23 protein-coding genes and 1 riboswitch are annotated in these 26,229 nt (G+C 66.9%); of the genes, 11 read left to right on the forward strand and 12 right to left on the reverse strand.

The features are described 5' to 3' along the window. Positions 1–326: 326 nt before the first annotated feature. From HL666_RS01730 to HL666_RS01750, 5 genes are all read right to left on the reverse strand, one after another. Positions 327–935, reverse strand: a complete 609-nt coding sequence (locus tag HL666_RS01730; protein WP_172179577.1) for a thiamine phosphate synthase — start codon at positions 933–935, stop codon at positions 327–329. Continuing rightward, a complete protein-coding gene (locus HL666_RS01735) occupies positions 922–1,704 on the reverse strand; it encodes a thiazole synthase (protein ID WP_172179578.1) in 783 nt (260 codons plus the stop codon). The genes HL666_RS01730 and HL666_RS01735 overlap by 14 nt, the downstream gene beginning before the upstream one ends. 316 nt (positions 1,705–2,020) lie before the next feature. After that, positions 2,021–2,218, reverse strand: a complete 198-nt coding sequence (thiS, locus tag HL666_RS01740; RefSeq protein ID WP_172131664.1) for a sulfur carrier protein ThiS — start codon at positions 2,216–2,218, stop codon at positions 2,021–2,023. Continuing rightward, the gene (locus HL666_RS01745; RefSeq protein ID WP_172179579.1) at positions 2,209–3,222 is read right to left on the reverse strand and encodes an FAD-dependent oxidoreductase; all 1,014 of its coding nucleotides are present in this window, start codon (positions 3,220–3,222) and stop codon (positions 2,209–2,211) included. The genes thiS and HL666_RS01745 overlap by 10 nt, the downstream gene beginning before the upstream one ends. Continuing rightward, positions 3,210–3,320: riboswitch (TPP riboswitch) on the reverse strand. Its footprint overlaps the gene before it by 13 nt. A gap of 78 nt (positions 3,321–3,398) precedes the next feature. Next, positions 3,399–4,190: a lytic transglycosylase domain-containing protein gene (locus HL666_RS01750; RefSeq protein ID WP_172111085.1), complete on the reverse strand. Its 792-nt coding sequence runs from the start codon at positions 4,188–4,190 to the stop codon at positions 3,399–3,401. A gap of 448 nt (positions 4,191–4,638) precedes the next feature. On the opposite strand from HL666_RS01750, the gene HL666_RS01755 reads away from it, so the two are divergent. Together HL666_RS01755 and HL666_RS01760 are read left to right on the forward strand one after the other, a co-directional pair. Further along, on the forward strand, positions 4,639–4,887 hold the full coding sequence (locus HL666_RS01755) for a hypothetical protein (RefSeq protein WP_172111084.1): 249 nt from the start codon (positions 4,639–4,641) through the stop codon (positions 4,885–4,887). A 300-nt stretch (positions 4,888–5,187) separates the two neighbouring features. Next, positions 5,188–5,730: a PRC-barrel domain-containing protein gene (locus HL666_RS01760; RefSeq protein ID WP_172111083.1), complete on the forward strand. Its 543-nt coding sequence runs from the start codon at positions 5,188–5,190 to the stop codon at positions 5,728–5,730. Positions 5,731–5,798: 68 nt separating this feature from the next. On the opposite strand, the gene HL666_RS01765 is transcribed toward HL666_RS01760, so the two are convergent. The 4 genes from HL666_RS01765 to HL666_RS01780 all read right to left on the reverse strand — a co-directional run bounded on the left by HL666_RS01765 (position 5,799) and on the right by HL666_RS01780 (position 10,726). Continuing rightward, positions 5,799–7,163 (reverse strand): ATP-binding protein, encoded by a 1,365-nt coding sequence (locus HL666_RS01765; RefSeq protein WP_172179580.1) that lies wholly within the window; start codon positions 7,161–7,163, stop codon positions 5,799–5,801. 25 nt (positions 7,164–7,188) lie between these two features. Then, entirely contained in the window at positions 7,189–7,929 is a 741-nt protein-coding gene (locus HL666_RS01770; protein ID WP_172111081.1) for a response regulator, read from the reverse strand. A 220-nt stretch (positions 7,930–8,149) separates the two neighbouring features. After that, entirely contained in the window at positions 8,150–9,787 is a 1,638-nt protein-coding gene (locus HL666_RS01775; protein ID WP_172179581.1) for a DUF4403 family protein, read from the reverse strand. Between the two features lie 243 nt (positions 9,788–10,030). After that, positions 10,031–10,726 (reverse strand): L,D-transpeptidase, encoded by a 696-nt coding sequence (locus HL666_RS01780; protein ID WP_172179582.1) that lies wholly within the window; start codon positions 10,724–10,726, stop codon positions 10,031–10,033. Positions 10,727–11,075: 349 nt separating this feature from the next. On the opposite strand from HL666_RS01780, the gene HL666_RS01785 reads away from it, so the two are divergent. The 3 genes from HL666_RS01785 to HL666_RS01795 all read left to right on the forward strand — a co-directional run bounded on the left by HL666_RS01785 (position 11,076) and on the right by HL666_RS01795 (position 13,629). After that, entirely contained in the window at positions 11,076–12,131 is a 1,056-nt protein-coding gene (locus HL666_RS01785; protein WP_172179583.1) for a glycosyltransferase family 4 protein, read from the forward strand. 45 nt (positions 12,132–12,176) lie between these two features. Further along, positions 12,177–12,866, forward strand: coding sequence for a class I SAM-dependent methyltransferase (locus HL666_RS01790; protein WP_172111077.1), 690 nt, complete (start codon positions 12,177–12,179; stop codon positions 12,864–12,866). 130 nt (positions 12,867–12,996) lie between these two features. Continuing rightward, positions 12,997–13,629: a hypothetical protein gene (locus HL666_RS01795; protein ID WP_172131671.1), complete on the forward strand. Its 633-nt coding sequence runs from the start codon at positions 12,997–12,999 to the stop codon at positions 13,627–13,629. Positions 13,630–13,904: 275 nt separating this feature from the next. Here HL666_RS01795 and HL666_RS01800 read toward each other — a convergent pair whose 3' ends face one another. Further along, complete coding sequence (locus HL666_RS01800; RefSeq protein WP_172180171.1) at positions 13,905–15,566, reverse strand: aminotransferase class III-fold pyridoxal phosphate-dependent enzyme; 1,662 nt, start codon at positions 15,564–15,566, stop codon at positions 13,905–13,907. A gap of 38 nt (positions 15,567–15,604) precedes the next feature. Between HL666_RS01800 and asd the strand changes: the two genes are divergently transcribed. The 6 genes from asd (at position 15,605) to HL666_RS01830 (ending at position 22,793) form a co-directional block, all read left to right on the forward strand. Then, positions 15,605–16,480 (forward strand): archaetidylserine decarboxylase, encoded by an 876-nt coding sequence (asd, locus tag HL666_RS01805; RefSeq protein WP_172111075.1) that lies wholly within the window; start codon positions 15,605–15,607, stop codon positions 16,478–16,480. Between the two features lie 108 nt (positions 16,481–16,588). Next, a complete protein-coding gene (locus HL666_RS01810) occupies positions 16,589–17,593 on the forward strand; it encodes an NUDIX hydrolase (protein WP_172179584.1) in 1,005 nt (334 codons plus the stop codon). A 144-nt stretch (positions 17,594–17,737) separates the two neighbouring features. Beyond that, complete coding sequence (locus HL666_RS01815; RefSeq protein ID WP_172179585.1) at positions 17,738–18,247, forward strand: (2Fe-2S)-binding protein; 510 nt, start codon at positions 17,738–17,740, stop codon at positions 18,245–18,247. After that, on the forward strand, positions 18,244–19,260 hold the full coding sequence (locus HL666_RS01820) for an FAD binding domain-containing protein (RefSeq protein WP_172179586.1): 1,017 nt from the start codon (positions 18,244–18,246) through the stop codon (positions 19,258–19,260). The genes HL666_RS01815 and HL666_RS01820 overlap by 4 nt, the downstream gene beginning before the upstream one ends. Before the next feature lie 4 nt (positions 19,261–19,264). Beyond that, positions 19,265–21,469, forward strand: a complete 2,205-nt coding sequence (locus HL666_RS01825) for a xanthine dehydrogenase family protein molybdopterin-binding subunit (protein WP_172179587.1) — start codon at positions 19,265–19,267, stop codon at positions 21,467–21,469. Between the two features lie 430 nt (positions 21,470–21,899). Then, a complete protein-coding gene (locus HL666_RS01830) occupies positions 21,900–22,793 on the forward strand; it encodes a DUF3313 domain-containing protein (protein WP_172180173.1) in 894 nt (297 codons plus the stop codon). Between the two features lie 175 nt (positions 22,794–22,968). On the opposite strand, the gene HL666_RS01835 is transcribed toward HL666_RS01830, so the two are convergent. Both HL666_RS01835 and HL666_RS01840 read right to left on the reverse strand, forming a co-directional pair. Continuing rightward, on the reverse strand, positions 22,969–24,930 hold the full coding sequence (locus HL666_RS01835) for a MacB family efflux pump subunit (protein WP_172111069.1): 1,962 nt from the start codon (positions 24,928–24,930) through the stop codon (positions 22,969–22,971). After that, a complete protein-coding gene (locus tag HL666_RS01840; RefSeq protein ID WP_172179588.1) occupies positions 24,930–26,219 on the reverse strand; it encodes an efflux RND transporter periplasmic adaptor subunit in 1,290 nt (429 codons plus the stop codon). Before HL666_RS01840 ends, HL666_RS01835 begins: the two co-directional genes overlap by 1 nt. Positions 26,220–26,229 lie beyond the last annotated feature (10 nt).

Raw genomic sequence — 26,229 nt, forward strand, 5'->3', positions numbered from 1 at the left:
GAGCGACGAAGCAATCCAGGGCAGCACCCGCGGCCCTGGATTGCGTCGCTTCGCTCGCAATGACGGTGGAGAGAGTTGAGCTTCACGCCGGCTTGATGCCTGCACGGAGCTAAGAGCGGAGATGAGTTGCGATCGTGAGGGGCGCAGACTGTTCAGACTCCCTCCCCCCTTGTGGGGGAGGGTTGGGGAGGGGGGTAAGCCACACCCACCGACCCCGGAGCCACCCCCCTCCCTGGCCCTCCCCCACAAGGGGGGAGGGAACGACCTCGTTTGGGGAGGGAGCGGCGTCCAATCACTCTCGGACGCATTCGCAAAAGCGGTGCGCATCACGCAGGCTCCTTGGTGGCATCGAGCCAGGCGCGGACGCGGGCGTCGGGGTCGGGGTTCTGCGTAACGTCGCTGACGACCGCGATGGAATCAGCGCCGGCAGCAAAAATCTCCGCGGCCTGCTCCAGCTTGATGCCGCCGATGGCGACCAGCGGGATGGTGCCGACGCGCTGCTTCCATACGGTGATCTTCGGGATGCCCTGCGGCGCGAAGCGCATCGCCTTCAGGGTCGTCGGGAAGATCGGGCCGAGCGCGACGTAGTCGGGCTCGGCGGCGAGCGCGGTTTCCAGCTCGGCGTCGTCGTGTGTCGACAGCCCGAGCGTCAGGCCGGCGTCCTTGATCGCCTTGACGTCGGCCTCCGCCAGATCCTCCTGGCCGAGATGCACGTGCTCGGCGCCTGCGACGACAGCGGCGCGCCAGTAGTCGTTGACGATCAGCTTCGTCGCCGTGCCCTTGGTGATCGCCAACGCGTCGGTGACGATCTGCAGCGCCTGGCCGTCGTCGAGATTTTTCGCGCGCAGTTGCACGGTGCCGACGCCGAGTTTGGTCAGGCGCTCGACCCAGGCGAGGCTGTCGACGACGGGATAGAAACGATCAGGATACGGCATGCCAGAACGGGGTCCCAACGACAGGGGTGGAGGGCGAGGCGAAATCGCGGGCGTCCATCAGCCCGGCCTCGTAGGCGGTGCGGCCGGCCTCACAGCCCAGCCGGAAGGCGCGCGCCATCGCGATCGGGTCCGCGGCCTTGGCGATCGCCGTGTTGAGCAGCACGGCGTCGTAGCCGAGCTCCAGCGCCTCTGCGGCATGCGATGGCGCACCGAGGCCGGCGTCGACGACCAGTGTGATATCCGGCAGGCGGTCGCGCAGCAGCTTCAGCGCATCGCGGTTGATGATGCCTTTGGCGCTGCCGATCGGCGCGGCCCAGGGCATCACCACCTTGCAGCCGGCATCGACCAGGCGCGTCGCCACCGTGAGGTCCTCGGTGCAATAGGGGAAGACCTCGAAGCCGTCCTTGACCAGGATGGTGGCCGCCTCGACCAGACCGACCACGTCGGGCTGCAGGGTGTCGTTGTCGCCGATCACCTCAAGCTTGATCCAGCTCGTGCCGAACAACTCGCGTGCGAGCTTCGCGGTGGTGACCGCCTCGCGCACGCTGCGGCAGCCGGCGGTGTTCGGCAGCACCGTCACGTTCAGCTCGTTGATCAGCTTCCAGAACGCATCTCCGGTCTTGCCGCCGGCGGCCTCGCGCCGCAGCGACACCGTGACGATCTCGGCGCCGGAGGCGCGGATCGCGTCCTGCATGATCGCGGGCGAGGGATACAGCGCGGTGCCGATGAGGAGGCGGGAGGTGACGGTCTTGTCGTAGAATTTCAGCATGGGAAAGCTCTCTCCCCGAATGACACTGTCATCCCCGCGACAGCGGGGAGCCAGTATTCCAGAGGCAGTGCGGTTGAGCCGAGCGGCCGCGGCGTACTGGATCGCCCGGTCAAGCCGGGCGATGACAGCTTTGGGTGTGGCGAATACTGTCTCTCCACGTCGTCCCGGCGAACGCCGGGACCCACACCGCGTGATCTCACATTGAGGCACACGGGGAGATACCGAGTGCCATCACGGCCGACGGTGGCTATGGGTCCCGGCGTTCGCCGGGACGACAGCGGAGGGCGAGGTGAGAGCGCGTGCTCCATCAGCATCGTCACCCTCCCTGCCGGGGCGTGATGATCTCGATCTCGTCGCCGGCCTTGAGCACGGTCTCGGACCAGCGGCTCTTCGGCACGACGTCGTAGTTCAGCGCGATCGCGAAATGGGTGCCTTCGTAGTCGAGCTCGGACAGCAGCGCGGCCACGGATGTGGCGCTGATGTCGCGGGCTTCGCCATTGACGGTCACGCGCATCGCATCACCTCATTGTCGATCTGGCCGTGCGCGACGTAGTTCAAGGTCGCCTGCGCCAGCGCCGGCGCGATCAGGAAGCCGTGGCGGTAGAGGCCGTTGACGCGGATCTCGCGCTCGCCCCTGATCGTGATGCGCGGCAGGTTGTCGGGATAGGCCGGGCGCAGCCCCGAGCCGAATTCGAGGATGCGCGCCTCGCCGAATGCGGGATGCACGGAGTACGCGGCGCCCAGCAGCTCCAGCGCCGAGCGCAAGGAGACGCCGGTGTCCTCGGCCTCGAGCGAGGTCGCGCCGAGCATGAACAGATTATCCTCGCGCGGGATCAGATACAGCGGAAAGCGCGGATGCATCAGCCGCACGGGGCGTGCGAGGCTCACCTCGGACGTTTCGATCAGGATCATCTCGCCCTTGACGCCGCGCAGCTCCGGCTCGGCATCGCGTGCCTCGAGGCCGCGGCAGTCGATGACCAGGCCGTCGAGATCGCTGGCCTTGACGTCGCTGTTGAACAGCACTCGGCCGCCGGCCTCCATGATGCGCTGGTGCAGCTTCGGCAACACGCGGCGCGGCTCGACATGGCCCTCGGCCGGATAGAACAGGCCTTCGCGGAAGCGCCCCTCCAGCGACGGCTCCAGCTCCGCGAGAGCGGCCGCATCGAGGCGCTGATAGCCCGAGGTACGGCGGGCGAAGCGGTCGTAATCGGCGCGGTCGCGGGCATGCGCGATCACCAGCGAGCCGTTGAACGGGGTCTCCGGCAGCTCGCGCCGCCAGATGTCCAGCGAGGCCAGGCCGAGGCGGCTGATGACGGGCTCGGAGATCTCGCTCTCGCAATAGGGCGCGAGCATGCCGCCGGCCCAATGGCTGGTGGAGAGCATCAGATCGGCGTCGCTGCGCTCGTGCAGCGTGACGTCGCGGCCGGCGCGCGCCAGCAGCAAGGCTTGCCAGGCACCCGCGATGCCTGCACCGATGATGGATACGGGGAGATCCCCGCGCGTGGTGGTCTGCTGCATCCCTGTCCCTTCGCCGGCATGACCCGGATCAGGTTCAAAGGGTCACCGCATCACGTGCGGTATCTCAGCTCCCCCTCGGAGCTCCCCTCGGAACGCGCTTAAAATAGACCGATACGGCCCCGTGTCAACGGAGTGTCACGGAAAGACGGTCGGGACCGGGTAGGAACCAAATGCGATCAGTGCGCCCGGGCGTGGCGGCCGGTTGCAATCTTCGGCGTGATGTCGAGCGGGGCGCTGACGCGCTCGGAGCGGCCGGCGGGCCGGGCGTCGGCGACGCGCTGCCGCTTGGCCTCCTCATAATAGCCCTTGGCGAAATAGGCCACGGCACGATCGTGGTCGCCGCGGGCGGCGCGATAGGCGCCGGCGAGGTAGCGCACGCCATAGGTGAGGTTGGTGTTCGGATCGTGCAGGCCCTGCGCGTCGCCGGTGTAGCCGAGGCCGCGCGCGGTGCCGAGCTTGATCTGCATCAGGCCGATGCAGCCGCAGCGTCCGACCAGGTTCGGCTGGTACTTGCTCTCGCGCACGATCACGCGATGAATCAGGGCCTCGGGAACGTTGTTGGCGGCCGCGTGCACGGCGACCAGCGCATCGATATGCGGATGGCCGGTGTTCATGGGCTTGGGCTTGGCGTCTGCCGCCTTGCGCTCGGTGTCGCGCGGCTCGGCCGCGGGCGCTTCAGCCGGAACGGCATCGGCCTCTGCCGGCGCTGCGGCAATGGCATCCATGGGGCGGGAGCTGTCGGCTCCGCTCACGGCCTCGATCGCCTCGACCTCTCGGGCGGCCTTGGTCACGGCGCTGCGCGCCGCCAGCTGCTTGATTCCCTCGGAGCGGACATGCGCCAGCTTGATCTTGCCGGACCTCGCCTTGGCGTCCGACGCCGCGCTCGCATCCTCGGCCGCCATGACGGACGGCAGGTGACCAGCCATCGTGAAGCCCGCGATGCAGGCCGTCAGCACGAGTCGTTTCATGTGTCAGGATCCCCCGGGAACCATGCGCATGCCAAGCAGCCCCCCGGCACGCATTTACACTTTACGCACCGTAATTGGTGCGAACGCCGGGCGATAATGTGGCAAAATTGGGGCGAAGGGTCCGTGCAGTCCGGTGGAAATGCCGGCTTGCCTGTGCCCGCTGCCGCCCTCCGCGGCGACATTGCGGGACCCTAGCGGGCCTTGTCGACGAACGGAGCCGAAGCTCTCAGTCCGATGGAGATTCGTTGAGGATGAAGGCTTGGGCCGCGATCTGAATTTGGGTCGGTTCGCCGCTCGTCGCCGGCGGAATGTCCATCCCATCTCCGTGAGGTCGGATGTCGCGCGGCATCCGGGCGCGTGCAAATCGGTCGCCCCGCAGCTATGATAACGCTGTTAGTTCGACAGCATGCCTGACTCATTCACGACATGAACAGAGAGGGAGCGCGTCATGGCCTTGAAGGCAACCGACATTCATCCGCGCGACGTCGTTGCGATGCAATCCACCGTCCGCGTCGTGGACCTGCCGCGCAACAATCCCTGTGCCCAATGCGGCGAGCCGATCGCGCTGCCGTCCTGGGTCGAGAAGGATGGCCGTCGCACCGCCTATCTCTGGCACTGCCGCCTCTGCGACTACCGTTACGAGACGATCGCGTTTTACGCGGAGGCCGTCGATGAGGACGGCGCACTGGCGGCGTAGCCGGGGGACGTGAGGACGTCCGCAGCGATCCCGATGGATCGGATTCTATCGATCGACCCGACCTGTCCACCACCCCGACCTGTTCACCACGATGACGGTCTGCTCTCTCTTCCCGCGAGAACGGGAGGGAGCAGACCGTCGTCGTGGTAACGGGTTCGCATTGATCTCAATGTTACAAATGCGCACTGCCGTGTCGCACTGGGGCCGCTTGTCGCGCCGCGCGACGAAATCGTAGTTCCGTGGGAACGCCGACTGCCGGCTGCAGTTCTCTCGTCACCATTCACGAAGAGGAGACACCACATGGTGATGAAGACTGTTGCGGCCGGCCTTGCCGGTTCCCTGTTGCTCGCGACCGCCGCCTTTGCTGCGGAGAGCACCACCACGACCACCAGCACCACGACTTCGGCCAGCACGACTGCAGCGTCCTATCAGGGTGACTGGCGCAGCTCGAAGCTGGTCGGCGTCAAGGTGTACAACAACAACAACGAGAACGTCGGCTCGATCGATGATCTGCTCGTCGACAAGAGCGGCGCGGTCAAGGGTGTCGTGATCGGCGTCGGCGGCTTCCTCGGCATGGGCGAGCACCTCGTCGCCGTTTCGTTCGACCAGATCAAGTTCTCGGACCAGCCGGTTCAGTCGACCACTGCCGCCAACGCTCCGGCGTCCGGCACGACCTCGGCGACAACCCCGCCGGCCTCCACCACGACGACCGGCGCCGCCACCGGCACCTCGTCCTCTTCCTCGATGAGCTCGTCGAAGAGCCGCTGGTACCCCGACCACGCGATGATCAACTCGACCAAGGATCAGCTGAAGGCGATGCCCGAGTTCAAGTACTCGGAGTAACCCGCGTCATCGACGTAGAGCCGACCTTTCACGCGGCGCGCCCGGATCGTTCCGGGCGCGTTCGTGCGTCACGCCGCAGGACGCAGCGTGGTCTGGCTGAGCGGCAGCTCGATGCGCGCGATCAGCCCGCACGGCTTGCGGTCGTGCAGCGACAGCTCTCCGCCATGGGCCAGAGCGATCGCCTTCGCGATCGACAGCCCGAGCCCGAAGCCGGTGGCCTCGTCCATGTTGCGGGCGTCGTCGCCGCGCACGAACGGCTCCAGCATGTCGGACTTGCGGGCATCGGCGATGCCCGGTCCATCATCCTCGACATCGATCCTCAGGCGCTTGCCGGACACCGTCAGCCGGACGATGACTTCCTTGCCGTATTTGGCGGCGTTTTCGACCAGGTTGGTGACCGAGCGCATCACGTCGTCCGGCCGCACGGTCGCCATCGCACGCGTTGGCCCGACATAGCTGACGTTGTGGCCGACATCGGCGAACTGGTCGGTGACGAGCTGCAGGATGCTGGCGATATCGACCAGGGTCATCGGCTCGAGCTTGCGGCCGTTGCGCAGGAATGACAGCACCGAGCCCAGCATCGTATGCATCTGATCGAGATCCGCCAGCATGCGGCTGCGCTGCAACTCGTCCTCGACGAACTCGCAGCGTAGCCGCATGCGGGTCAGCGGCGTGCGCAGGTCGTGACTGATGGCCGCGAGCATCTTGGTGCGGTCGTTGATCAGCGCGGTGATGCGCTGGCGCATCCGGTTCAGCGCCCGCGCCAGAGCGCGGATCTCCTCCGGTCCGCGCTCAGGCAAGGCCGGCGCGTCGCCGTCGAGGCTGAAGGTTTCCGCGGCCTTGGCAAAGCCGGAGAGTGGCGCGGTCAGCGCGCGCGCCGCCCACAGGCCCAGCAGCGTGGTGCTGATCAGAGCGAACATGATCGTCGTCAGCCACGGCGCTCCCCAGAACGGCGGACGGCGCGGGGGGGCCGTCATCTTGGCCGAAACCATGGAACTGTCGGGCAGGGCGAAGATGATGCGATTGTCGCCGGATCGCTGTGGCATGAAGACGCGATAGCCCGGCCCGAGACCGCGAAAGCCGCCGACATTCGCCCGAGCGTCGAGATTGCTGCGGGGTGGCGGAGCCTGCTCCTCGGTACGCGGTCCGGCGTCCGGCGAGGGCCCGGAATGCGGCCTGATGTCGAATTCGGGATAGGCGCGGGAGATGTCCTCCATCAGTCGCGGTCGCTCGGCCGCCGGCGCGCGGCCGATGACGTGGACGACGGCCGCGAGCTGGAACGGTCCCGCTTCGACCCCGCCCTCGGGCTGGTCGGCACGATGGATCAGGAACGCGGCGGTGATGATGGCGTGCAGCGCCACGATCGAGATGGCCACCAGTGCGGTGATCTGGCCGCGGATTCCCTTCAGGCTGAAAAAGCCGAACGACATCATGACACCGCTATCCGCGCCCGGCCGATCAATGGCTCTGCGGCGCAGTCACCACTTCGACGACGGGCGTGAACATGTAGCCGCCGGAACGCACGGTCTTGATCATCGTCGCCTCCTGCGGATCCGGCTCGATCTTGCGACGGATGCGGCTGACCAGGACGTCGATCGAGCGCTCGAACGAGCCGGCGCTGCGGCCCTGCGTCAGGTCGAGCAGGCTGTCGCGCGACAGCACCCGGCCCGGCCGTTCGCAGAAGGTGCGGAGCAGATCGAACTCGGCGCTGGTCATGGCGACGCGGGCGCCCTCGGGATTGCGCAGCTCGCGCAGGCGGAAGTCGATCTTCCAGCCGAGGAAGCTCAGCGCGGTCGCGCCTTCGGTGGCGCTCGCGGTCATCGCCGCCGCCTGCCGGCGCAGCACCGCATTGATGCGGGCGAGCAGCTCGCGCGGATTGAACGGCTTCGGCAGATAGTCGTCGGCGCCCATTTCGAGGCCGAGGATGCGGTCGACGTCCTCGCCGCGCGCGGTCAGCATGATGATCGGCACCTGCGATTCCGCGCGCAGCTTGCGGCACAAGGTCAAGCCGTCCTCGCCGGGCAGCATCACATCGAGGATCAAAAGGTCGATGCGATGATCACCCATGATCCGGGTCATCTCGCGGCCGTCGGTCGCGGTCGTCACGTTGCAGGAATTGTTGCGCAGATATTTCGCGATCAGCGTTCGCGTCTCGCGGTCGTCCTCGACGACAAGGATGTGTGGTTGTGTCTGGGCCATACCGACAAGTGACCTAGAATCGCGGCGTTTTGCGAATTTTTTTGTTACGGAATGTTTCCTGGCGACAACGTCCGGCAAGGACTGGAAGCCGTCCAGACAGGTGTTACGGCTTCCGCGTGGGCGCGTCGAGCTTGGTGCTGCCGGAGCGGTGCTAAGGTAGTTCGGCTGCACCAGACTACCAAGCAATGCTGCAGTTTGCGCATGGATCGGATCAGCAACCTCAAAGTCCCGGCAGTGAATTGACGCGAACCGACAGCGTGCCTTCCGCCGTCGCGATCACGCGCAGCGTGCTGGCGTCGAAGGCGATGTCGGTCAGGGCCAGATTGTTGACGTCGGTATCGACGCGGATGCCGTTCTCGTTCTTTTGCAGCTCGGCGATCGCGTTTGCGATCTTCTCCCGGACATTGTCGGCGAACGGCTTGAGATCGACCACCGATCGTTCCAGCAGGGCGCGTTGCAGATGCGGAACTGCGGCACGCGCGGCGGCGCCGAGCAGGCCGAAGGCGGCATCCGATTCGACGGCGAGCTGCAGGTCGGAGAGGCGCAGGATCTGCTGCGCCTGATCCACCATCGGGCGGCCCCAGATGTGCACGGTCGCGTCGGCGCCGAAGCCGAAGAAGCTTTCCTTCTCCTTGCCCTTGACCTGCAGCGAGATCAGCAGCCGGTTCCCCGAGGGGACGACGGTTGCATGCTTGACCGTCACTGCGACCGGGCCGGAGCCATCCTCGGGGAAGGTGCGTCCGGCGAGCTGCGAATCGACGAGCTTGTTGAGCTCAGTGAAGGGCACGTCGATCGGAACTGCGACGTTGATGCCGCCGGCCGTCGGCGGAATGATCGTGATCTTCTCGGGGAACGGGCACACCGGCTTGGTCTCCGCCGCGGTCACCCTGGTTTCCGCCTCGATCCCCATCGTGATGCTGGCGGCATTGGCATCGATCACGGGCTGCGCGGCGAGCGCCCGCGTCGGCTTGACCTCCAGCCAGACGGCCGGCAATCCCGGAGCGGTGCCCTGAAGCGGCACCGAGCGGCAGGCGCGAGCCCATTGCGCCTGGGCGGTGCGCCTGATCGTCGGATCCTTGCGGATCCGCTCGCTGAGCACGTTGAGCTGGTCATTGACGGTCTTGTCGATCACCGGCTTCATCTGAGCGGGCACGTTGACCCGGGCGCCGGCGACCGTGAGTGCGGTGTCGCCGAGATTGACCTGGGCCGAGAAGTTCGGCTCGACGTACCAGGATGCGGCCAGGCGCGGCCGCATCGCGATCAGGACATTGCCCTTGATGTCGGCGGTGGCATTCAGGTTCTTGATGTTGATGCCGCCGATCTGCTTGGCCGCATCCGAGCCGAGCAGGCCGCCGATGGCGTCGCCGAGCGCGCCGGTCGCCTTCGCCGACAACGCGCCGGTGACGTTGAGCCGCCCCGACAGCGGCGTGGCCAGCGACAGCGTGTCCTGGCTGCCGGTCGCGGCGATGGCGCCGCGCGTGACGGTCCAGCCGATGTCGGCGTTCTGCAGCACTTGGGCCACGGGATTGTCGGCCTTGCCGGAGAAGTTGCGCGGCGTGGCCTTTTCGGCGGCGTCACGAATCGCGGCGAGCGAGATCGAGACCGGCGCCATGATGATCGAGTTGCGCGTCGCCGGCGGCAGTGGCGGCAACGCGGCGAGCTGTGGGGCCGGCGTGCTCCCCGAGAACAGAAACACTTCCGCGACGATGATGCCGATCAGCACGATGGCGGCGAGGCCCGCGGCGCCGATCAGGATCAACCGCAGCCGCGGCGGCGAGCGCCGCTGCCGCCGCTGCGTTTTCGGAGCGAGCGGATGAGGCCTGCTCTGCCAATCCGGTCGCGGCGTCGGAAGGTTCATGTCGGATCCACGGACTCCAGCTGCCACGACGCCGGCTGATGCCGGTAGCGGGCGAGATCGCGGTTAATGCGAGATTGCCGAGCTTACAGGGCCGGACGGAGGCGCGCCAGAGTGGCCAATGCAGCAGGCAGCCATCAATCGGCCGTGATGGTGAATGGAGCAGGGCGCGCAAAGAAGTGACCGCCGGGGCTCAGCGCCGCGGCGGTCCAGTCAGGGAGGATCGGGAAATGGGAAGGTGAGGGCTCAGCGCGTGACGCGGCCGAGATCCGCGCGGCGCTCCATCGGCAGCACGATCACCTTGGCCCCGACATTGACGCGCGAATACAGGTCGATGACGTCCTGATTGGTCAGGCGGATGCAGCCCGACGAAACATGCGTGCCGATCGTCTCGGGCGCGTTGGTGCCGTGGATGCGATAGACCGTGCCGCCGAGATACATCGCGCGGGCGCCGAGCGGATTGCCGGGTCCGCCGGCCATGTGGCGCGGCAGATAGGGCTGGCGGGCGATCATCTCCGGCGGCGGGGTCCAATCCGGCCATTCGGCCTTCTTCGTGACCGACTGCACGCCCGACCAGGTGAAGCCGTCGCGGCCGACACCGATGCCGTAGCGCATGGCCTGGCCGTTGCCGAGCACGTAGTACAAATACTTGTTGGGCGTGTCGATCACGACCGTGCCCGGCGCCTCACGGGTCGCGTAGCTCACGACCTGGCGGCGCAACCGCGCCGGCAACTCATAGGCGCTGGCCTCGTCCTCGCGCGGATTGATGGTCTGCGGCGCCAACCCGGGCGGCTCATAGCTCGCGACCGGCGGCAGCAGGAACGGGAACGGCAGCGGTGCCGGGGGCGCGGCCTTCGCCGGGGCTGCGGCCGCGAAGACGCAGGCGACGAGCGCGCCGAGAAGAAATTTGGATTGCGAACGGACTGTGCCTGACGCGAACATGGACGTCCCCTGTTTGAATGCTCTCGCCGCCATCGTCTCCGCCGGCGGATCTGAAATCGGTTGCCTGTCATCATGCTTGGCGCTTCGAGCGGCGCCTCGATCTGCAACTCATAGGGGAGAAAAGTTTCGGTGCGTTTGCGCGCCCGGTGCAAAACGGTTTCGTGGCTTTAACCGATTGTTTCATGACGGTTTCGCGACAGGCCCGTGCCGCGTCCCTCCGATGACTCGCTGGGAAAATGGCGGATGACGACAAAAACAGCCTTCGACAGTTCGATGACGTCACACGCCTGAAATAACAATGTCGGAATTTGCGGCCGTTCAGAATCGCTGCAACTTTCCGGATCGCCTTATGCGGATCTTAATCGCAACTGACGCCTGGCACCCGCAGGTCAATGGCGTGGTGCGCACGCTGACATCGTTGTCGCGCGCAGCCGCAGGCCTCGGCGCCGACATCACCTTCCTCACGCCGGAGGGCTTCTCATCGGTCGGTGTGCCGACCTATCCGGGCCTGCGGCTGGCGATCACCAGGGCGGGCGAGATCGCCCGCCGCATCGAGGCGGCGGCGCCCGACGCCATCCATATCGCGACGGAAGGCACGATCGGCTGGGCGGTGCGGCGCTACTGCCTGCGCCATGGCCTGCCGTTCACGACGTCCTACACGACGCGCTTTCCGGAGTACGTCTCCGTGCGCACCGGTATTCCCGATGCCGTCGGCTATTGGGTGATGCGTCGCTTCCACGACGCCGCCGCGATGACGATGGTCGCGACCAATTCGCTGCGGCAGGAGCTCGCGGGGCGCGGCTTCAAGAAGCTCGGCTTCTGGACGCGCGGCGTCGATACCAATCTGTTCAATCCCGACGAACCTGCTGTGCTCGATCTGCCGCGGCCGATCTTCCTGTCCGTCGGACGCGTCGCGGTCGAAAAGAACCTCGATGCGTTCCTGTCGCTGGATCTGCCGGGCTCGAAGGTCGTGGTCGGCGACGGCCCGGCGAAGGCGGAGCTGGAGCGCCGCTTCCCGACTGCGCATTTCCTCGGCGAGAAGAAGGGCAAGGACCTGACCGCGCACATGGCGGCGGCCGACGTCTTCGTGTTTCCGAGCCTGACCGATACGTTCGGCGTGGTTCAGCTCGAATCGCTCGCCTGCGGCACGCCGGTCGCGGCGTTTCCTGTCACCGGGCCGCTCGACGTCATCGCCGACCATCCGATCGGCGCGATCGATTGGGATCTGCGCGCGGCCTGCCTGAAGGCGCTGACGATGTCGCGCGAGACCTGCCGGGCGTTCGCGCTCGACCGCTCCTGGGAGAACAGCGCGCGCCAGTTCATCGGCAACCTCGCCGTGCTGCAGCCGTCGCGCGTCGTGCGTCCGACGCCGGTACTGGCCGGGCAGAGCGCGGTGCGCGGCTGAACCTTGCGTGACCCCCATCCATTCCAAACGTAGTGAGATGTTACGATGGCAGAAACCATGAAGCTCGACGGTGCGCGGGAGCTCGACTTCGACCGCGAGCAGGTCGAGCAGGCCTATGACCGCTGGGCGCCGGTCTACGACCTCGTGTTCGGCGGCGTGTTCGAGAAGGGCCGCAAGGCTGCGATATCAGCCACCAACAAGCTCGGCGGGCGCGTGCTCGAGGTCGGCGTCGGCACCGGCATCTCGCTGCCGCTCTATGCGCCGCATGTGCGCGTGTTCGGCACCGACATCTCAGAGGCGATGCTCGGCAAGGCGATGCGGCGCGTCGCCGAGCAGCGGCTGAAGAACGTCGAGGGGCTCGCGGTGATGGATGCCGAGAATCTCGACTTCCCGGATGATTCCTTCGACGTCGTGATGGCGCAATATGTCGTCACTGCCGTGCCGAACCCGGAGGTCGCGCTCGACGAGTTCGCCCGCGTGCTGCGTCCAGGCGGCGAGCTGATCATCCTGACCCGCGTGAGTGCCGATGACGGCATGCGCCGGGTGATCGAGCAGGCCTTGCAGCCGGTGGTGCGCCGGCTCGGCTTCCGTACCGCCGAATTCGGCTGGTCGCGCTACATGCGCTGGCTCGCGGGCGCGCAGCGCATGGAGCTGATCGAGCGCCGGCTGATCCCGCCGCTCGGCCATTTCTCGCTGGTCCGCTTCCGAAAGATGGAGCCCGCCGCCGCGGCCTGATGCCGCGGTGACGTTCCGGCAGTCTCTCAAGTCCCGCGTTCGTGTGTCCAGCGATGTGACAAGTCGATGTTGTCACATCGCCTACATCGAATCCCCGTACACGCCTTGCAACTCAGTCCTCGGAGCAACCATGATCAAGCATTTCCTGGAGCAGCTGCGCATCCAGCGCTGGGACGACCATCGCTACTATCACCACAGCCGCATCAATCAGAGCCTGCACTTCGTCAGCGCGGTCAGCTTCATGATCGCCTATGTGATGATGGTGTTCGATCCCTTGATCTCGGCGCTGATCGGCTGGCTGGTGTCGATGACCTCGCGCCAGGCGGGGCACTTCTTCTTCGAGCCGAAGGGCTACGACCACGTCAACCAGGCGACGCACGAGCACAAGGAGGAGATCAAGGTCGGCTACAATCTGCAGCGCAAGGTCGTGCTGATGTCGATCTGGGCCGCCGCGCCGGTCGTCCTCTATCTGCAGCCGTCGTTCTTCGGCTTCCTCACGCCCTGGACGTCGGCGATGGATTTCGCCCGCGAGACCGCCAAGCTCTGGCTCGTGATCGGCGTCGGCGGCCTGCTGTTCCGCACCATCCACCTGTTCTTCATCCGCGACGTCGAGACCGGCCTCGTCTGGATGACGAAGATCATCACCGACCCGTTCAACGATTTCATGCTGTACCGCAAGGCCCCGATCGCGCTGCTGCGCGGCGAGCTGATCGATCCGGGTCTGGATCTGATGGGCGAGGGCCTCGAAGAGCAGCACGCCTGAGCTGGTTCGACGCCCAAAGTGAAGCGATGCCCGGGCCAGTCCCGGGCATCGGTGTTTGTGGGGACATTCAAGTGAGATCAATCGCGCGCGAGGCCAAGGCGGCAGTGCCACCCTCCCCTGGAGGGGGAGGGTCGACGCGCGCCCAGCGGGCGTCGGGGTGGGGCGATCTCTCCACGGGCACTGAACTGCGTGAAGGGATCACCCCACCCCGCCTTACATGCGGCTGCGCGCCCCGTAAGGCGACCCTCCCCCTCCAGGGGAGGGTGGCAGCGCCGTCAGCGCCCGACCACGGCGCCGAGCATTTCCTTCAGGATCCGGCGCTTGATCGCCTTGTTGGTGAGGGTGCCGTCGTTCCACCACCAGCCGTCCTGCTTCATCTTCTCGGCAGCCGCGACGATACGCCTGGTCACCTCGGTGAAATCGGCGTCGGTGTAGTTAAGGCTGAAGATGAAGCGGCCGGTGCCGACCCAGCTCAGGGCGAGACCCTCGGCGCGCAGATAATATTGCAGCATCCAATTGTAGCGCGACGGCACGGTGTACTCGACCAGCCAGATCGACTGCATGTTGGACACCCGCACCGGCAGGTCCTTGGCGGTGAGTTCCGCGTTGAGCCTTGCGGCGCGGCCGTTCCAGCTGTCGTCGAGCCCGTCATAGATGGCGCGGAAGTTCGGGCTGTCGAGCCGGCTCAGGAACTCGTCCATCGCCGTCATCACGTAGGGGTGCGAATTGAAGGTGCCGCGCGCGAAGCAGATGTCGGCCGGGCGGTCGTCGCGGAAGCGGCGCATGAACTCGCGCTTGCCGCAGACCACGCCGATCGGCAGCCCGCCGCCGAGGCTCTTGCCGTAGGTCACCATGTCGGCTGTGATGCCGAAATACTCCTGCGCGCCGCCGGGCGCGAGCCGGAAGCCGAGGAACACCTCGTCGAACAAGAGCACGATGCCGCGCTCCGTGCAGACCTCGCGCAGCCGCTTCAGCCAGGCCGTGTAGGCCGCGCGGTCGTAACGGCCCTTGCGCGAGGAATCGACCAGCGCGGAATCCCCGGGCGCGTTGCCGTTCGGATGCAGCGCCTGCAGCGGGTTGACCAGCACGCAGGCGATGTCGCGCCGGGTGCGCAGCACGTGCAAGGTCCGCTCCGACATTTCGGCCAGGGTGTAGGTCTCGTGCGGCGCGATCGGATTGCCGACGCCGGGCTGCACGTCGCCCCACCAGCCGTGATAGGCGCCTGCGAAGCGCACCAGATGACTGCGGCCGGTATGATAGCGGGCGAGCCGCACCGCCTGCATCACCGCCTCGGTGCCGGACATGTGGAACGAGACCTCGTCCATGCCGGACAATTCCGTCAGCCGCCTCACATTGTCGGCCACGACCGGATGGTACAGCCCGAGCACCGGGCCGAGCGCCTGCGCGCGCCGCTCGGCGGCGGCGATGCACTCCTTGTAGAAGTCGTAGCCGAAGATGTTGACGCCGTAGGAGCCGGTCAGGTCGTAGAACTGGTTGCCGTCGAGATCGGTGACCGTCACACCCGACGAGGACTGCATGAACGAGCCGGCGCCGAGCTGCTCCTTGACCAGCTTGCTGTACTGGAACGGCACCCGGTAGGCCTGCGTGAACTGCAAATCGGAGATCCGGCTTGCGGCCTCCGCCGTCAGCGCGCGGCTCTTGGCGAACTTCTCCTGGAACAGCGCGCCGAGCCGGAAGAAGCCGTCCTGACGCCGGGTCGCGACGTCGGGCGGCGCGCCGTCGGAACGGAAGAACTCGTCGATGTCGAACTCATAGCGCGGGATCAGCTTGGAGATCCGGCGCGACATCTTGGAATGGCCGGCCAGCGAGCGGTGCTTGGCGCGCGACAGTTCGATGCGGGCCTTGACCTTCGGTGCGACGGCGGCCGTCACGGCAGCGCCAACGGCGAGCGATACATAAGGAATCGAGGTTTCCATCATGTCCAAAAGCGCTAACCCCACCTGCTGACAGATTCATGACAGTCAAAAGCCTGATCGCCGCCTTCACCCAACAGGAAGATCTCAACTTCCTGTTCACCAACCGCGTGCCGCGCGCCGCGCTGACCCGCTTCATGGGCTGGTTCTCCAGAATCGAGAATCCGCTGGTCAGGGATGCCTCGATCGCGCTGTGGAAGCTGTTCTCCGATCTCGACCTGTCCGAGGCGAAGGAGAGCCACTTCAAGAGCCTGCACGCCTGCTTCACCCGCGAGCTGAAGCCGGGCCTAAGGCCGTTCGATCCCGATCCCGCCATCGTGACTACGCCGTCCGACGGCATCATCGGCGCGCACGGTACGATCAGGGACGGCGAGCTCTATCAGATCAAGGGTGCGCCTTATTCTCTGAAGGAGCTGGTCGCCGATCCCGCCGTGGTCGAGACCCATCGCAACGGCAGCTTCGTCACGATCCGGCTGACGTCGAGCATGTATCACCGCTTCCATGCGCCGGCGGACATGACGCTCGAGCATGTCAGCCTGATCCATGGCGACGTCTGGAACGTCAATCCGATCGCGCTGAAGCGCGTCGAGCGGCTGTTCTGCAAGAACGAGCGCGCCGTGATCCGCACCCGTCTCGCAACCGGCGAGCCGCTCACCATCGTCCCGGTCGCCGCGATCCTTGTCGCGAGCATCCGCCTGCATGCGCTCGACCGCGTATTGAACGCGCAGACCGAGCGGCCGCTCGCCTACAGCTGTAACGAGAGCGTGCGCAAGGGCGACGAGCTCGGCTGGTTCGAGCACGGCTCGACCATCATCCTGCTCGCGCCCGGCGACTTCACGTTCTGCCCTGACGTCGCGGAGGGCGCACGCATCCGCGCCGGCCAGCCACTGTGGCGCAGGCGCGTCGCCGCCGGTTGAATGTGACATCGGCACCACCGACATCTCGATTTCGCCGTTGCGCGCCGCCATATCCTGGCGTTGAACTGGCGAATCAACGGGCTGCAACCCCGTGGTGTGGGAGAGGTGATGGCGAGAGCGCCGATCATGGCGGCAGGTGGCATCGTGCTGCGGCGGGAGCAACCGCCGCGGATCGCGGTCGTGCGCCTGCGCAAGCGCGACGAATGGGTGCTGCCGAAGGGCAAGCTCGACGACGGCGAGACGCCGCGCGATGCTGCCAAGCGCGAGGTGCTGGAGGAGACCGGTCACAAGGTGACGGTGCATGAATTCCTCGGCACCCTGGTCCATGACACCGGCACCCGCTCCAAGGTCGTGCACTATTGGCGGATGGAAGCGATCGGCACGCAGACGCAGCCGCTGATGGACGACGTCCGCGCCGTCGACTGGCTGACGCTCGATGCCGCGGTCGAGCGGCTGTCGCGCGATCACGAGAGGACGTTCCTGGAAACGGTCGGCCCCTACGCGCTTGCCGGACTGATCCGCAAGGCCAAGGCCAAGCCGGCGCTGGAGCCCAAGGCAGCCGTTGAAAAGCCCGCGATCGAGCAGGCCGCAGACGACAAGCCGGTGATCGAAAGAGCGACGGTGGAAAAGGCACCGGCCGAAAAGCCCGCGACGGCCAAGCGGCGCCGCGGCCGCGTGGCGCAGCCCGCCCCGTCGGAGCTGCCGGCAGTGCGGCCTGCTGCGGCCGAGCCGGAGGCGATCCCGGAGATCGCACGCGAGCCCGCGCTCGATGCAACGTCCCAGCTGGATCGCCCGGAGTCCGGTGCTTCCGAGATGGTCGCGCCGCTGTCGGACGCGGAGCCCGTGGTCGCGCCGCCAACGGAGCGCGTGCCGGCTGATCTCGAACGCATCGAGGCCGTGGCGGCCGCGATCAAATCCCTGGTGCCCGCACCCTCGGAGCCGGCCGCCGAGGGCAACCGTCAGAGCGAGGCCACGCCGCATCCCGACACGCCGCGTCCCGACTTGGAGGCTGAGTTGCAGGACGGCGCCACAACCGCCACGGACGCGCCGGATGGCGGTGGCCGGCGCAGTCTGGCGCAGAAGATGCGGGCCTGGCTCGGCCGCGCCGCCTGAGCCTTATTCGACGTCGATGGATACGGGCAGGCGGCGGGCCCTCCCGCGCGACTTTTGGCGGTTGCCGCTGTCCGCCGCCCGAAAATTGCTGAGAACCAATCGCGCCATTGCGGGTTGATGCGGGTCCGTCAACGGAGACCCCGCATGAGCCCGTCGCGCGAGAGTGCCGCACCTCTCACCAAGCCTGCCCCGCTGTCCGTCACCTTGCGGATCAATGGGGAAAGCCGCACGCTGTCGGTGGCGCCCTGGACCACGCTGCTCGACCTCCTGCGCAATCATCTCGATCTCACCGGCACCAAGAAGGGCTGCGACCACGGTCAATGCGGCGCCTGCACGGTGCTGATCGATGGCCGCCGCGCACTGTCATGTCTGACGCTTGCGGTGATGAAGGACGGCGCGGAGATCACCACCATCGAGGGCCTCGCCAAGGGCGACGAGCTGCATCCGCTGCAGCAGGCCTTCATCGATCACGATGCCTTCCAATGCGGATATTGCACGCCGGGCCAGATCTGCTCGGCCGCCGGCCTGATCGCCGAGGGCAAGGCGAAGACGAGGGAGGAGATCCGCGAGCTGATGAGCGGCAACATCTGCCGTTGCGGTGCCTATCCGAACATCGTCGGCGCGATCGAGCAGGCCATGGGAGGCGGCCGATGAACAATTTCGATTACGTCCGCGCCTGCGACGTCGCTGAGGCTGTGAAGATGAAGGCGGCGACGCCCCACGCGAAATTCATCGCCGGCGGCACCAACCTGATCGACCTGATGAAGTATCACGTCGAGCAGCCGCGCCGGCTGATCGACATCAGTCGCCTGCCGCTGACCGCCGTGGAAGAAACCAGCGCAGGTGGCGTGAGGATCGGCGCGCTCGTGCCGAACAGCACGCTGGCCTATCACTCGCTCATCGAGAGTCGCTACCCGTTGCTGGCGAGCGCGATCCTCGCCGGCGCCTCGGCGCAGCTGCGCAACATGGCCTCGACCGGCGGCAACCTGCTGCAGCGGACGCGCTGCGCCTATTTCTACGATGTCGCGACGCCCTGCAACAAGCGGACGCCCGGAGCGGGCTGCTCTGCGACCGGCGGCCTCAACCGCAATCATGCGATTCTGGGCGCCAGCGCCGATTGCATCGCGACGCATCCCTCCGACATGTGCGTGGCGCTGGCCGCGCTGAATGCCACCGTGCAGGTGACGGGTGCGCAGGGCGAGCGCGCGATTCCGTTCGCCGATTTCCATCGCCTGCCCGGCGACCGTCCCGACCTCGACAACACGCTGCGGGCCGACGAGATCATCCTTGCCGTCGTGCTGCCGCCGCAAGGCTTCGCCGCCAACCACAGCTATCTCAAGCTTCGCGATCGTCTCTCCTACGCGTTTGCCCTGGTCTCCGTCGCGGCCGCGCTGGAGCTCGACGGCGGACGCATCGGCGAGGCGCGTCTGGCGCTCGGCGGCGTCGCGCACAAGCCGTGGCGCAACGAGGCCGCAGAAAACGCGCTGCGCGGGCAGGCCCCCGGGCACGAGGCGTTCGGCCGGGCCGCCGACATCCTGCTCAAGGATGCCAAGCACGTCGCCCACAACGCCTTCAAGGTCCCGCTCGCCCGCCGCGCCATCATCCGCACGCTGACGCAGGCCGCGAGCGGCACGCCGCAGATTCAATCCATCAAGACGATCCGGTGACCTCATGACCGCCCATATCGGCACTGCCACCTCCCGCGTCGACGGTCGCGCCAAGGTCACCGGCGCCGCCAAATATGCCGCCGAGTTCACCGCGCCGGATCTTGCCTTCGGCGTCGTGGTCAGCGCGACCATTCCGAAAGGCCGGATCGTCAGCATCGACGCCGGTCGCGCGTGCGCGGTCGAGGGCGTCATCGACGTGCTCACTCACGCCAACCGGATCCGGATGGCGGACAAGGATGAGGCCTATCGCGACGAGGTCGCGCCCGAGGACGGCGCCCCGTATCGCCCGCTTTACGACGACAGGGTGCATTTCAATTTCCAGCCGGTTGCGCTCGTCGTCGCCGAGGACGAGGACACGGCACGTTTCGCCGCGACGCTCGTCGACATCAGGTATCACACGGAGGAGTTCGCGACGGATCTCCATGCCCGGCGCGAGCAGGCCTTCAAGGTCGACAAGCCGGTGAAGCCGCGCGGCGACGCGACGAAGGCGCTCTCCGGAGCGTCCGTGCGCCACGATGCCGACTATGGCGTGCCGATCGAGTACCACAATCCGATGGAGCTCTACGGCTCCACCGTGCTGTGGCGCGAGGGCGGCAAGCTCGTGGTCTATGACAAGACCCAGGGCGTGCAGAACGTGCAGCGTTATGTCTGCGGCGTGTTCGAGCTGAAGGAGGGCGATGTCCAGGTCATGTCGCCGTTCGTCGGCGGCGCCTTCGGCTCCGGCCTGCGCCCGCAATATCAGGTGGTGCTGGCCGCGATGGCGGCGCTCAAGCTGAAGCGGGCGGTGCGCGTGGTGCTCAGCCGCGCCCAGATGTACGGCTTGTGCTATCGCCCGGCGACGATCGAGCGCCTGGCGCTCGGGGCCCGTGAGGACGGTACGCTGGCCGCGCTGACGCATGAGGCGATCGCGATGACCTCGCAGCACGAGGCGTTCTCGCGCAACGACATCGGCTGGGGCGAGGTGCTCTACGCCTCGGCCAATTCGCGCGCGACGCACCGGCTGGCCAAGCTCGACGTGCCGACGCCCGGCGACATGCGCGCGCCCGGTGCGGCCAGCGGTGTCTATGGGCTGGAATGCGCGATGGACGAGCTGGCGGTGGCGCTGAAGATGGATCCGCTGGCGCTGCGGCTGCGCTGCTATTCGGATCGCGATCAGGACAAGGACCTGCCGTTCTCGAGCAAGCGGCTGAAGGAGTGCTATCAGCAGGGCGCCGATGCGTTCGGCTGGTCGAAGCGCAGTCCCAAGCCCCGCTCGATGCGGGACGGTCGCGAGCTCGTCGGCTGGGGCATGGCGAGCGGCGCCTGGGAAGCGATGCAGATGCCGTTCGCCACCCGCATCGTGATGACGGCCAACGGTCACGTGGAGGTCGCGAGCGCGACCTCCGACATCGGCACCGGCACCTACACCATCATGGCGCAGGTCGCCGCCGAGATGCTCGGCGTGCCGCTCGACAGCATCACCGTGAAGCTCGGCGATTCGACCTTGCCGAAGGCGCCGGTCGAGGGCGGCTCGTGGACGGCCGCCTCGATCTCGCACGCCATCGTCAATGCGGCGGACGACATTCGCGCCGAGTTGTTGAAGATCGCCTTTACGATGCAGGACTCGCCACTGCAGGGACTGAGTGCGGAGGAGGTGACGCTGGCAGACGGCGCGGTCATGGCCATTGCCGACCGCAGCCGCTCGGTGCCGATGGCCGACATCATGCGCCATGGCGGCATGGACCGGATCGAAAAGGAGCGCGGCTCGGAGTTCGAGAACGACGACCAGCACGCGCACAACACGCACTCGGCCATCTTTGCCGAGGTAAAGGTGGATGAGGAGCTCGGCGTCATCAGGGTGACACGCATCGTCAGCGCCGTCGCGGCCGGACGCATCCTCAACACCAAGACCGCGGCGAGCCAGATCATGGGCGGCGTCGTCATGGGCGTCGGCATGGCGCTGCACGAGGAGGCCACCATCGATCACCGCTTTGGCCGCATCATGAATGCCAACGTCGCCGAGTATCACATGCCGGTGAACGCCGACATTCACGATATCCGGGTGATCTTCGTCGACGAGGAGGATCGCATTATCAACAAGATGGGCATCAAGGGCGTCGGCGAGATCGGCATCGTCGGCGTGCCCGCCGCGATCGCCAACGCGGTGTATCACGCCACCGGCAAGCGCGTGCGCGACCTGCCGATCACGCTGGACAAACTGCTGGGGTGAGGAGTTGCGCGTGAGAACGCTGCATCTGCAGGGCACGTCTGTTTCGACGTCGCCGTGGCCTGGCCTGTCCCGGCGATCGACGTCGTCCCGCGCGTTCGGAACGACGTGGATGCCCGAGACGAGCCCGGGCGTGACGGAGCAGCAAATCGGAGTATTCTCAGACGAATTTCATCGCCCGACTGGCGTTCTGTAAAGGACCGGTCTCCGGCCGTCGGCTGCGGCTCGGCGCGGTCTTTGCCGTCGCCGCAATCACCAGGAAATTTTGAAACCCGCGACCGTAACCCGACCAATCTTGCCGCACTCTCTCCTTGGTTCGCGGCGTGGAGTGACATCTCTCCACCGTTCCGCCCCATGCTGTCCGGATTGTAGGGAGACAAGCATGCGGGCGCCCAAGCCGGCGCACATCGGTCAGCGTGAGGCGATCCCGGGCATGGTCGAAATCGAGCGTTTGGTCAGGTCGCGCAAGTCTCTGTTGCTCTCGCATCTTGCTGGACTGTGCGCGGCGCTCGGTCTCGCCGGGTGCGCGTCGGCGCCGATCACCCAAAGCGGCGCGCTGAAGTCCTATCAGTCTTTGGCGGAGTCGAACGGCGTGCTCGCCAAGTCGGTGCTCAACGTCAACAAGGACAACGTGCTGGCGGCCTCGACGGTGCGCATCATGCCGACGACGTTCGCGGGCGATGTCGGCTCGGTGCTCAGCGAGCCGCAGCAGAGATTGGTGACGAATGCCGTCGATCGCGCACTGTGCCTGAACTTGAGTGAGCGCTTCATCGTGGTGGCGCCGAACGAGCGCGCCGATCTCGCGACGCGCACCTTCATCACGCAGGCGGCTGCGACCGACCCGGTCGCGGCCGGCGCCTCGAAGGTCGTCTCCGCCGTGCCCGGCGCACTCGGCGTTCCCGTGCCGGTGCCGCGTCTGCCGATCGGGCTCGGCAGTCTCACCATCGAAGCCGAGGCCGTCGACCGCAGGGGGCGACAGCAGGCCGCGATGGTGTGGGCGCGCGGCGCCAACTCGTTCACCAACTCGCCGGTGATCTCGCAGGCCGGCGACGCCTATGACCTCGCCGGCTCGTTCAGCGCCGATTTCGGTCAGCTGCTGGTGACCGGCGAAACGCCGTTCGGCAAGCCGCCCAAGATCCCTTCGATCGAGCGCATCGGCGCCGCGCTCGGCGGCAAGCCGAAGAACCCAGTCTGCGAGGCCTACGGCCGCGACCCCGGACTGATCGGCATGGTCGCCAACCGCCTCGGCGCCCCGCCGGAGTGGGTCGACAAGGGCGCGGTGACGCAGGACGCGCAGGCGAGCACGCAGATGGCGGCGAAGCGGTAGGGGTGGGAAAGCGATTGTTTGAAAGCTAAGAGGATTGAGAGTCTCGTACTCGCCCCGTGCACGCGGCACTCCCTCCCCCCGTGAAGAACGGGGAGAGGGAGCGCGCTGCCGTTGTGGTGAATGCTCGGCTCTCTCTTCCAATGGCTCGCTCAAAGAGCAATGACGCCTCCCGCTACTACTCCCTTGCCAGCGCCGTGGCCGGATCCAGCCGGGAGGCGCTGCGGGCGGGCATGTAGCCGAAGCCGATGCCGATGGCCATCGAGATCACGGCGGAGCCGACCATCGCGAGCGGCGAGTAGATCAGCTGGAAACCGAGATCGAGCGCGTTGAAGACGGTGCCGAAGCCGACGGCGAGCGAGAGGCCGAGAGCGCCGCCGAGCATGCAGACCAGCACGGCCTCGATCAGGAACTGCATCAGGATGTCGCTGCGGCGGGCGCCCACCGCCATGCGCACGCCGATCTCGCCGACGCGCTCGGACACCGACACCAGCATGATGTTCATGACGCCGATGCCGCCGACCAGGAGCGAGATCACGGCGATGGCCGCGACCAGCAGGGTCAGCACCCACGTCGTGCTCTCGACGGTCTTGCGGATGTCGTCGGTGTTGAGGACGAAGAAGTCCTTGGTGTTGTGCCGCGCCGTCAGCAATGCCGTCGCGGCGCGCTCGGCGTCCGCCATCGGCGTTGCCTCGTCGACGCGAACGCTGATGCTGCGCAGGACCTGGTTGCCGATGAAGCGGGCCTGCACGGTGGTGTAGGGCAGATAGACGATCGGCGTCGAGCTGGAGCCGAACCCGGCCTGCTGCTGCTTGGTAACACCGACGATCCGGCACGGCACCTTGCCGATAAGGATCACGCTGCCGAGCGGGCTGATGTCGGCGTCGGGGAACAGCGCCTTGCGCGCATTGTCGTCGATCACGGCATCCTGGGCATAGGACCTGACGGTGTCGGCATCGAGATAGCTGCCCTCGGCGAGCTCGGTGTTCTTGACGCGGAAATACTGCTCGCCGACGCCGGAGACCTGGGCGCTGACCTCGATGGCGCCATAGCGCAGCGTGCTGGTGGTCGAGACCGTCGGCGAGATTGCGTCGACATAGGGCTGCTGCGCCATCACCCTGGCGTCCGCCAGCACCAGCGTCCTGATCTTGCTCGACTTGGTGTCGCCGAAATCCTTGCCGGGAAAGAACTCCAGCGTGTTGGTGCCGAGCCGGTTGATGTCCTTGAGCACCCGCGCCTGCGAGCCGCTGCCGAGCGCCAGCACCAGAACGACCGAGGCCACGCCGATGATGATGCCGAGCATCGTGAGGAAGGCGCGCAGCCGATGCGCATTCATCGCCAGCAGCGCCATCCGGGCCGCCTCGCGGAAGCGGTCGAGATGACTGTGCCACCATGCGCGGGCCTGTTGCTGCGGCATCACGGGCGCGTCCCTGCGCGCACCACCGGGCGCTCGCGCATTGAGCCGGTCGGACAGCACGCGCCCGTCCTCGATCTCGATGATCCGCCGGGCGCGCTGCGCCACGCCTGCATCATGGGTGACGATGATCACGGTGCGGCCCGACGCGCTGATCTCCTCGAGGATGCGGAGCACCTCCTCGCCGCTGGCGCGGTCGAGCGCGCCGGTCGGCTCGTCCGCGAGGATCACGTCCGGATCGTTGACGAGTGCGCGCGCGATCGACACCCGCTGCTGCTGGCCGCCGGACAACTGTCCGGGCCGGTGATCGGTGCGGCTGCCCATGCCGAGACGCTGCAGCAGCGCCGCGGCCTTGCTGCGGCGTGCGGCCGGGCCGAGGCCGGCATAGACGGCTGGAACTTCGGCGTTCTCGGCCGCCGTCAGCTCGCCGAGCAGATGATAGCGCTGGAAGATGAAGCCGAAATGCTCGCGCCTGAGCGCTGCGAGCTCGTCCGGATCGAGCGAGCCCATCTCGCGGCCCGCAATCCGGTAGCTGCCGGACGTCGGACGGTCGAGGCAGCCGAGAATGTTCATCAGCGTCGATTTCCCGGACCCCGACTGGCCGATGATCGCAACCATCTCGCCGCGGGCGATCTGAAGGTCGACGCCGCGCAGCGCATGAACGGTGCCCTCGCCGGATGCATAGCGCCGGCCGACGTTCTGCAGGTCGATCAGCACCTCGGCCATCACATGGCTCCCGCCGAGGGCGGCGGCATCACGGCCTGCTTCGGTGCCTGGTCGGGGGCGTTGATGACCACGCGCTCGCCGGCGCGCAGGCCGGACGTCACCTCGGCCCTGATCTTGTTGTTCAGGCCGATGCGCACCGTCCGCCGGTCGAGCGCGCCCGCGCCGTCGAGCACGCGGATCGTATAGCTGCCGTCGACGTTGGCGCTGCTGAGCGCCGACGCGGGGATCGTCAGCACGTTGCGCGCCTCGCCGAGCAGGATGTGGACCTCGGCGGTCATGTAGGTCATCAGCCGTCCGTCGGGATTGGCGACGTTGAAGACGCCATTGTAGTAGATCGCCGAGGAGGTGGAGCTCGACGACGAGCTGCTGCTGCTCGATGTCGTGGTCGAGGTCGAGGAGAAGCTCGAATCGCTCTTGATCGATTCCGGCGCCGGCTCGATGGTTGCGAGCTTGGCCTCGTAGCGATGATCGGGATCGCCGAGAATGGTGAAGTAGATGTTCTGACCCGGCTTCACCCTGACGACGTCGGCCTCGGAGATCTCGACTCGCACGGTCATCGTATGGACCTGGCCGAGCACGACGATGGTTGGCGCCGATTGCACCGCGTTCACGGTCTGGCCCTGCTGGGTGGCGATCGACAGCACGGTGCCGTCGATCGGCGCGGTGATCCTTGTGTAGCCAAGGTTCACGCGCGCCGTCTCGATCGCGACCTCGGCCTCGACGATCTGTGCGTCGAGCTGCGCAATCTGCGCCTGGGTCTGCTTCACGGTGGCTTCGGCGCTGTCGTAGTCGGCGCGCGACGAGGCCTTCTGCGCCAGCGTCGTCTGTTGTCTGGCGAGATTGGCTTCCGCGAGCGCCAGGGTGGCGAGCTTCTCCTCGCGCTGGGCGCGCACATTGCGCAAGGACGCCTCGTTGGTGCGCAGCGTATTCTGCTGCGTGAGCGAGTCGATCTCTCCGATCAGGTCTCCCGCTTTGACCTCCTGGCCGAGCCGGACGTTGAGGGCGACGAGACGGCCCGAGGCCTGGGCGCCGACGGCTACCAGCTTGACCGGCTTCAACGTGCCGGTCGCGAGCACGGTCTGCTCGATGTCGCCGATCGTGACCGGCGCGGTGACGAGATCGGCGTTCGGGTTGCGCTTGAGCTTCATCACTGCGGTGCCGCCGGCGGCCAGCGCAACCAGCAGTCCGATGATGAGCGGCGTCCGGCGGCGATGTCGCTTGGGCGGCTGCGGCGGGACCGGGGTGTCGGTCTCGATCGAATGGCGAATCGGGGAGAGCGGCGCATTCATGGCATCACTT

The sequence above is a fragment of the Bradyrhizobium aeschynomenes genome (genome assembly GCF_013178945.1).
In the GTDB taxonomy this organism is placed as follows: Bacteria; Pseudomonadota; Alphaproteobacteria; order Rhizobiales; family Xanthobacteraceae; genus Bradyrhizobium; species Bradyrhizobium aeschynomenes.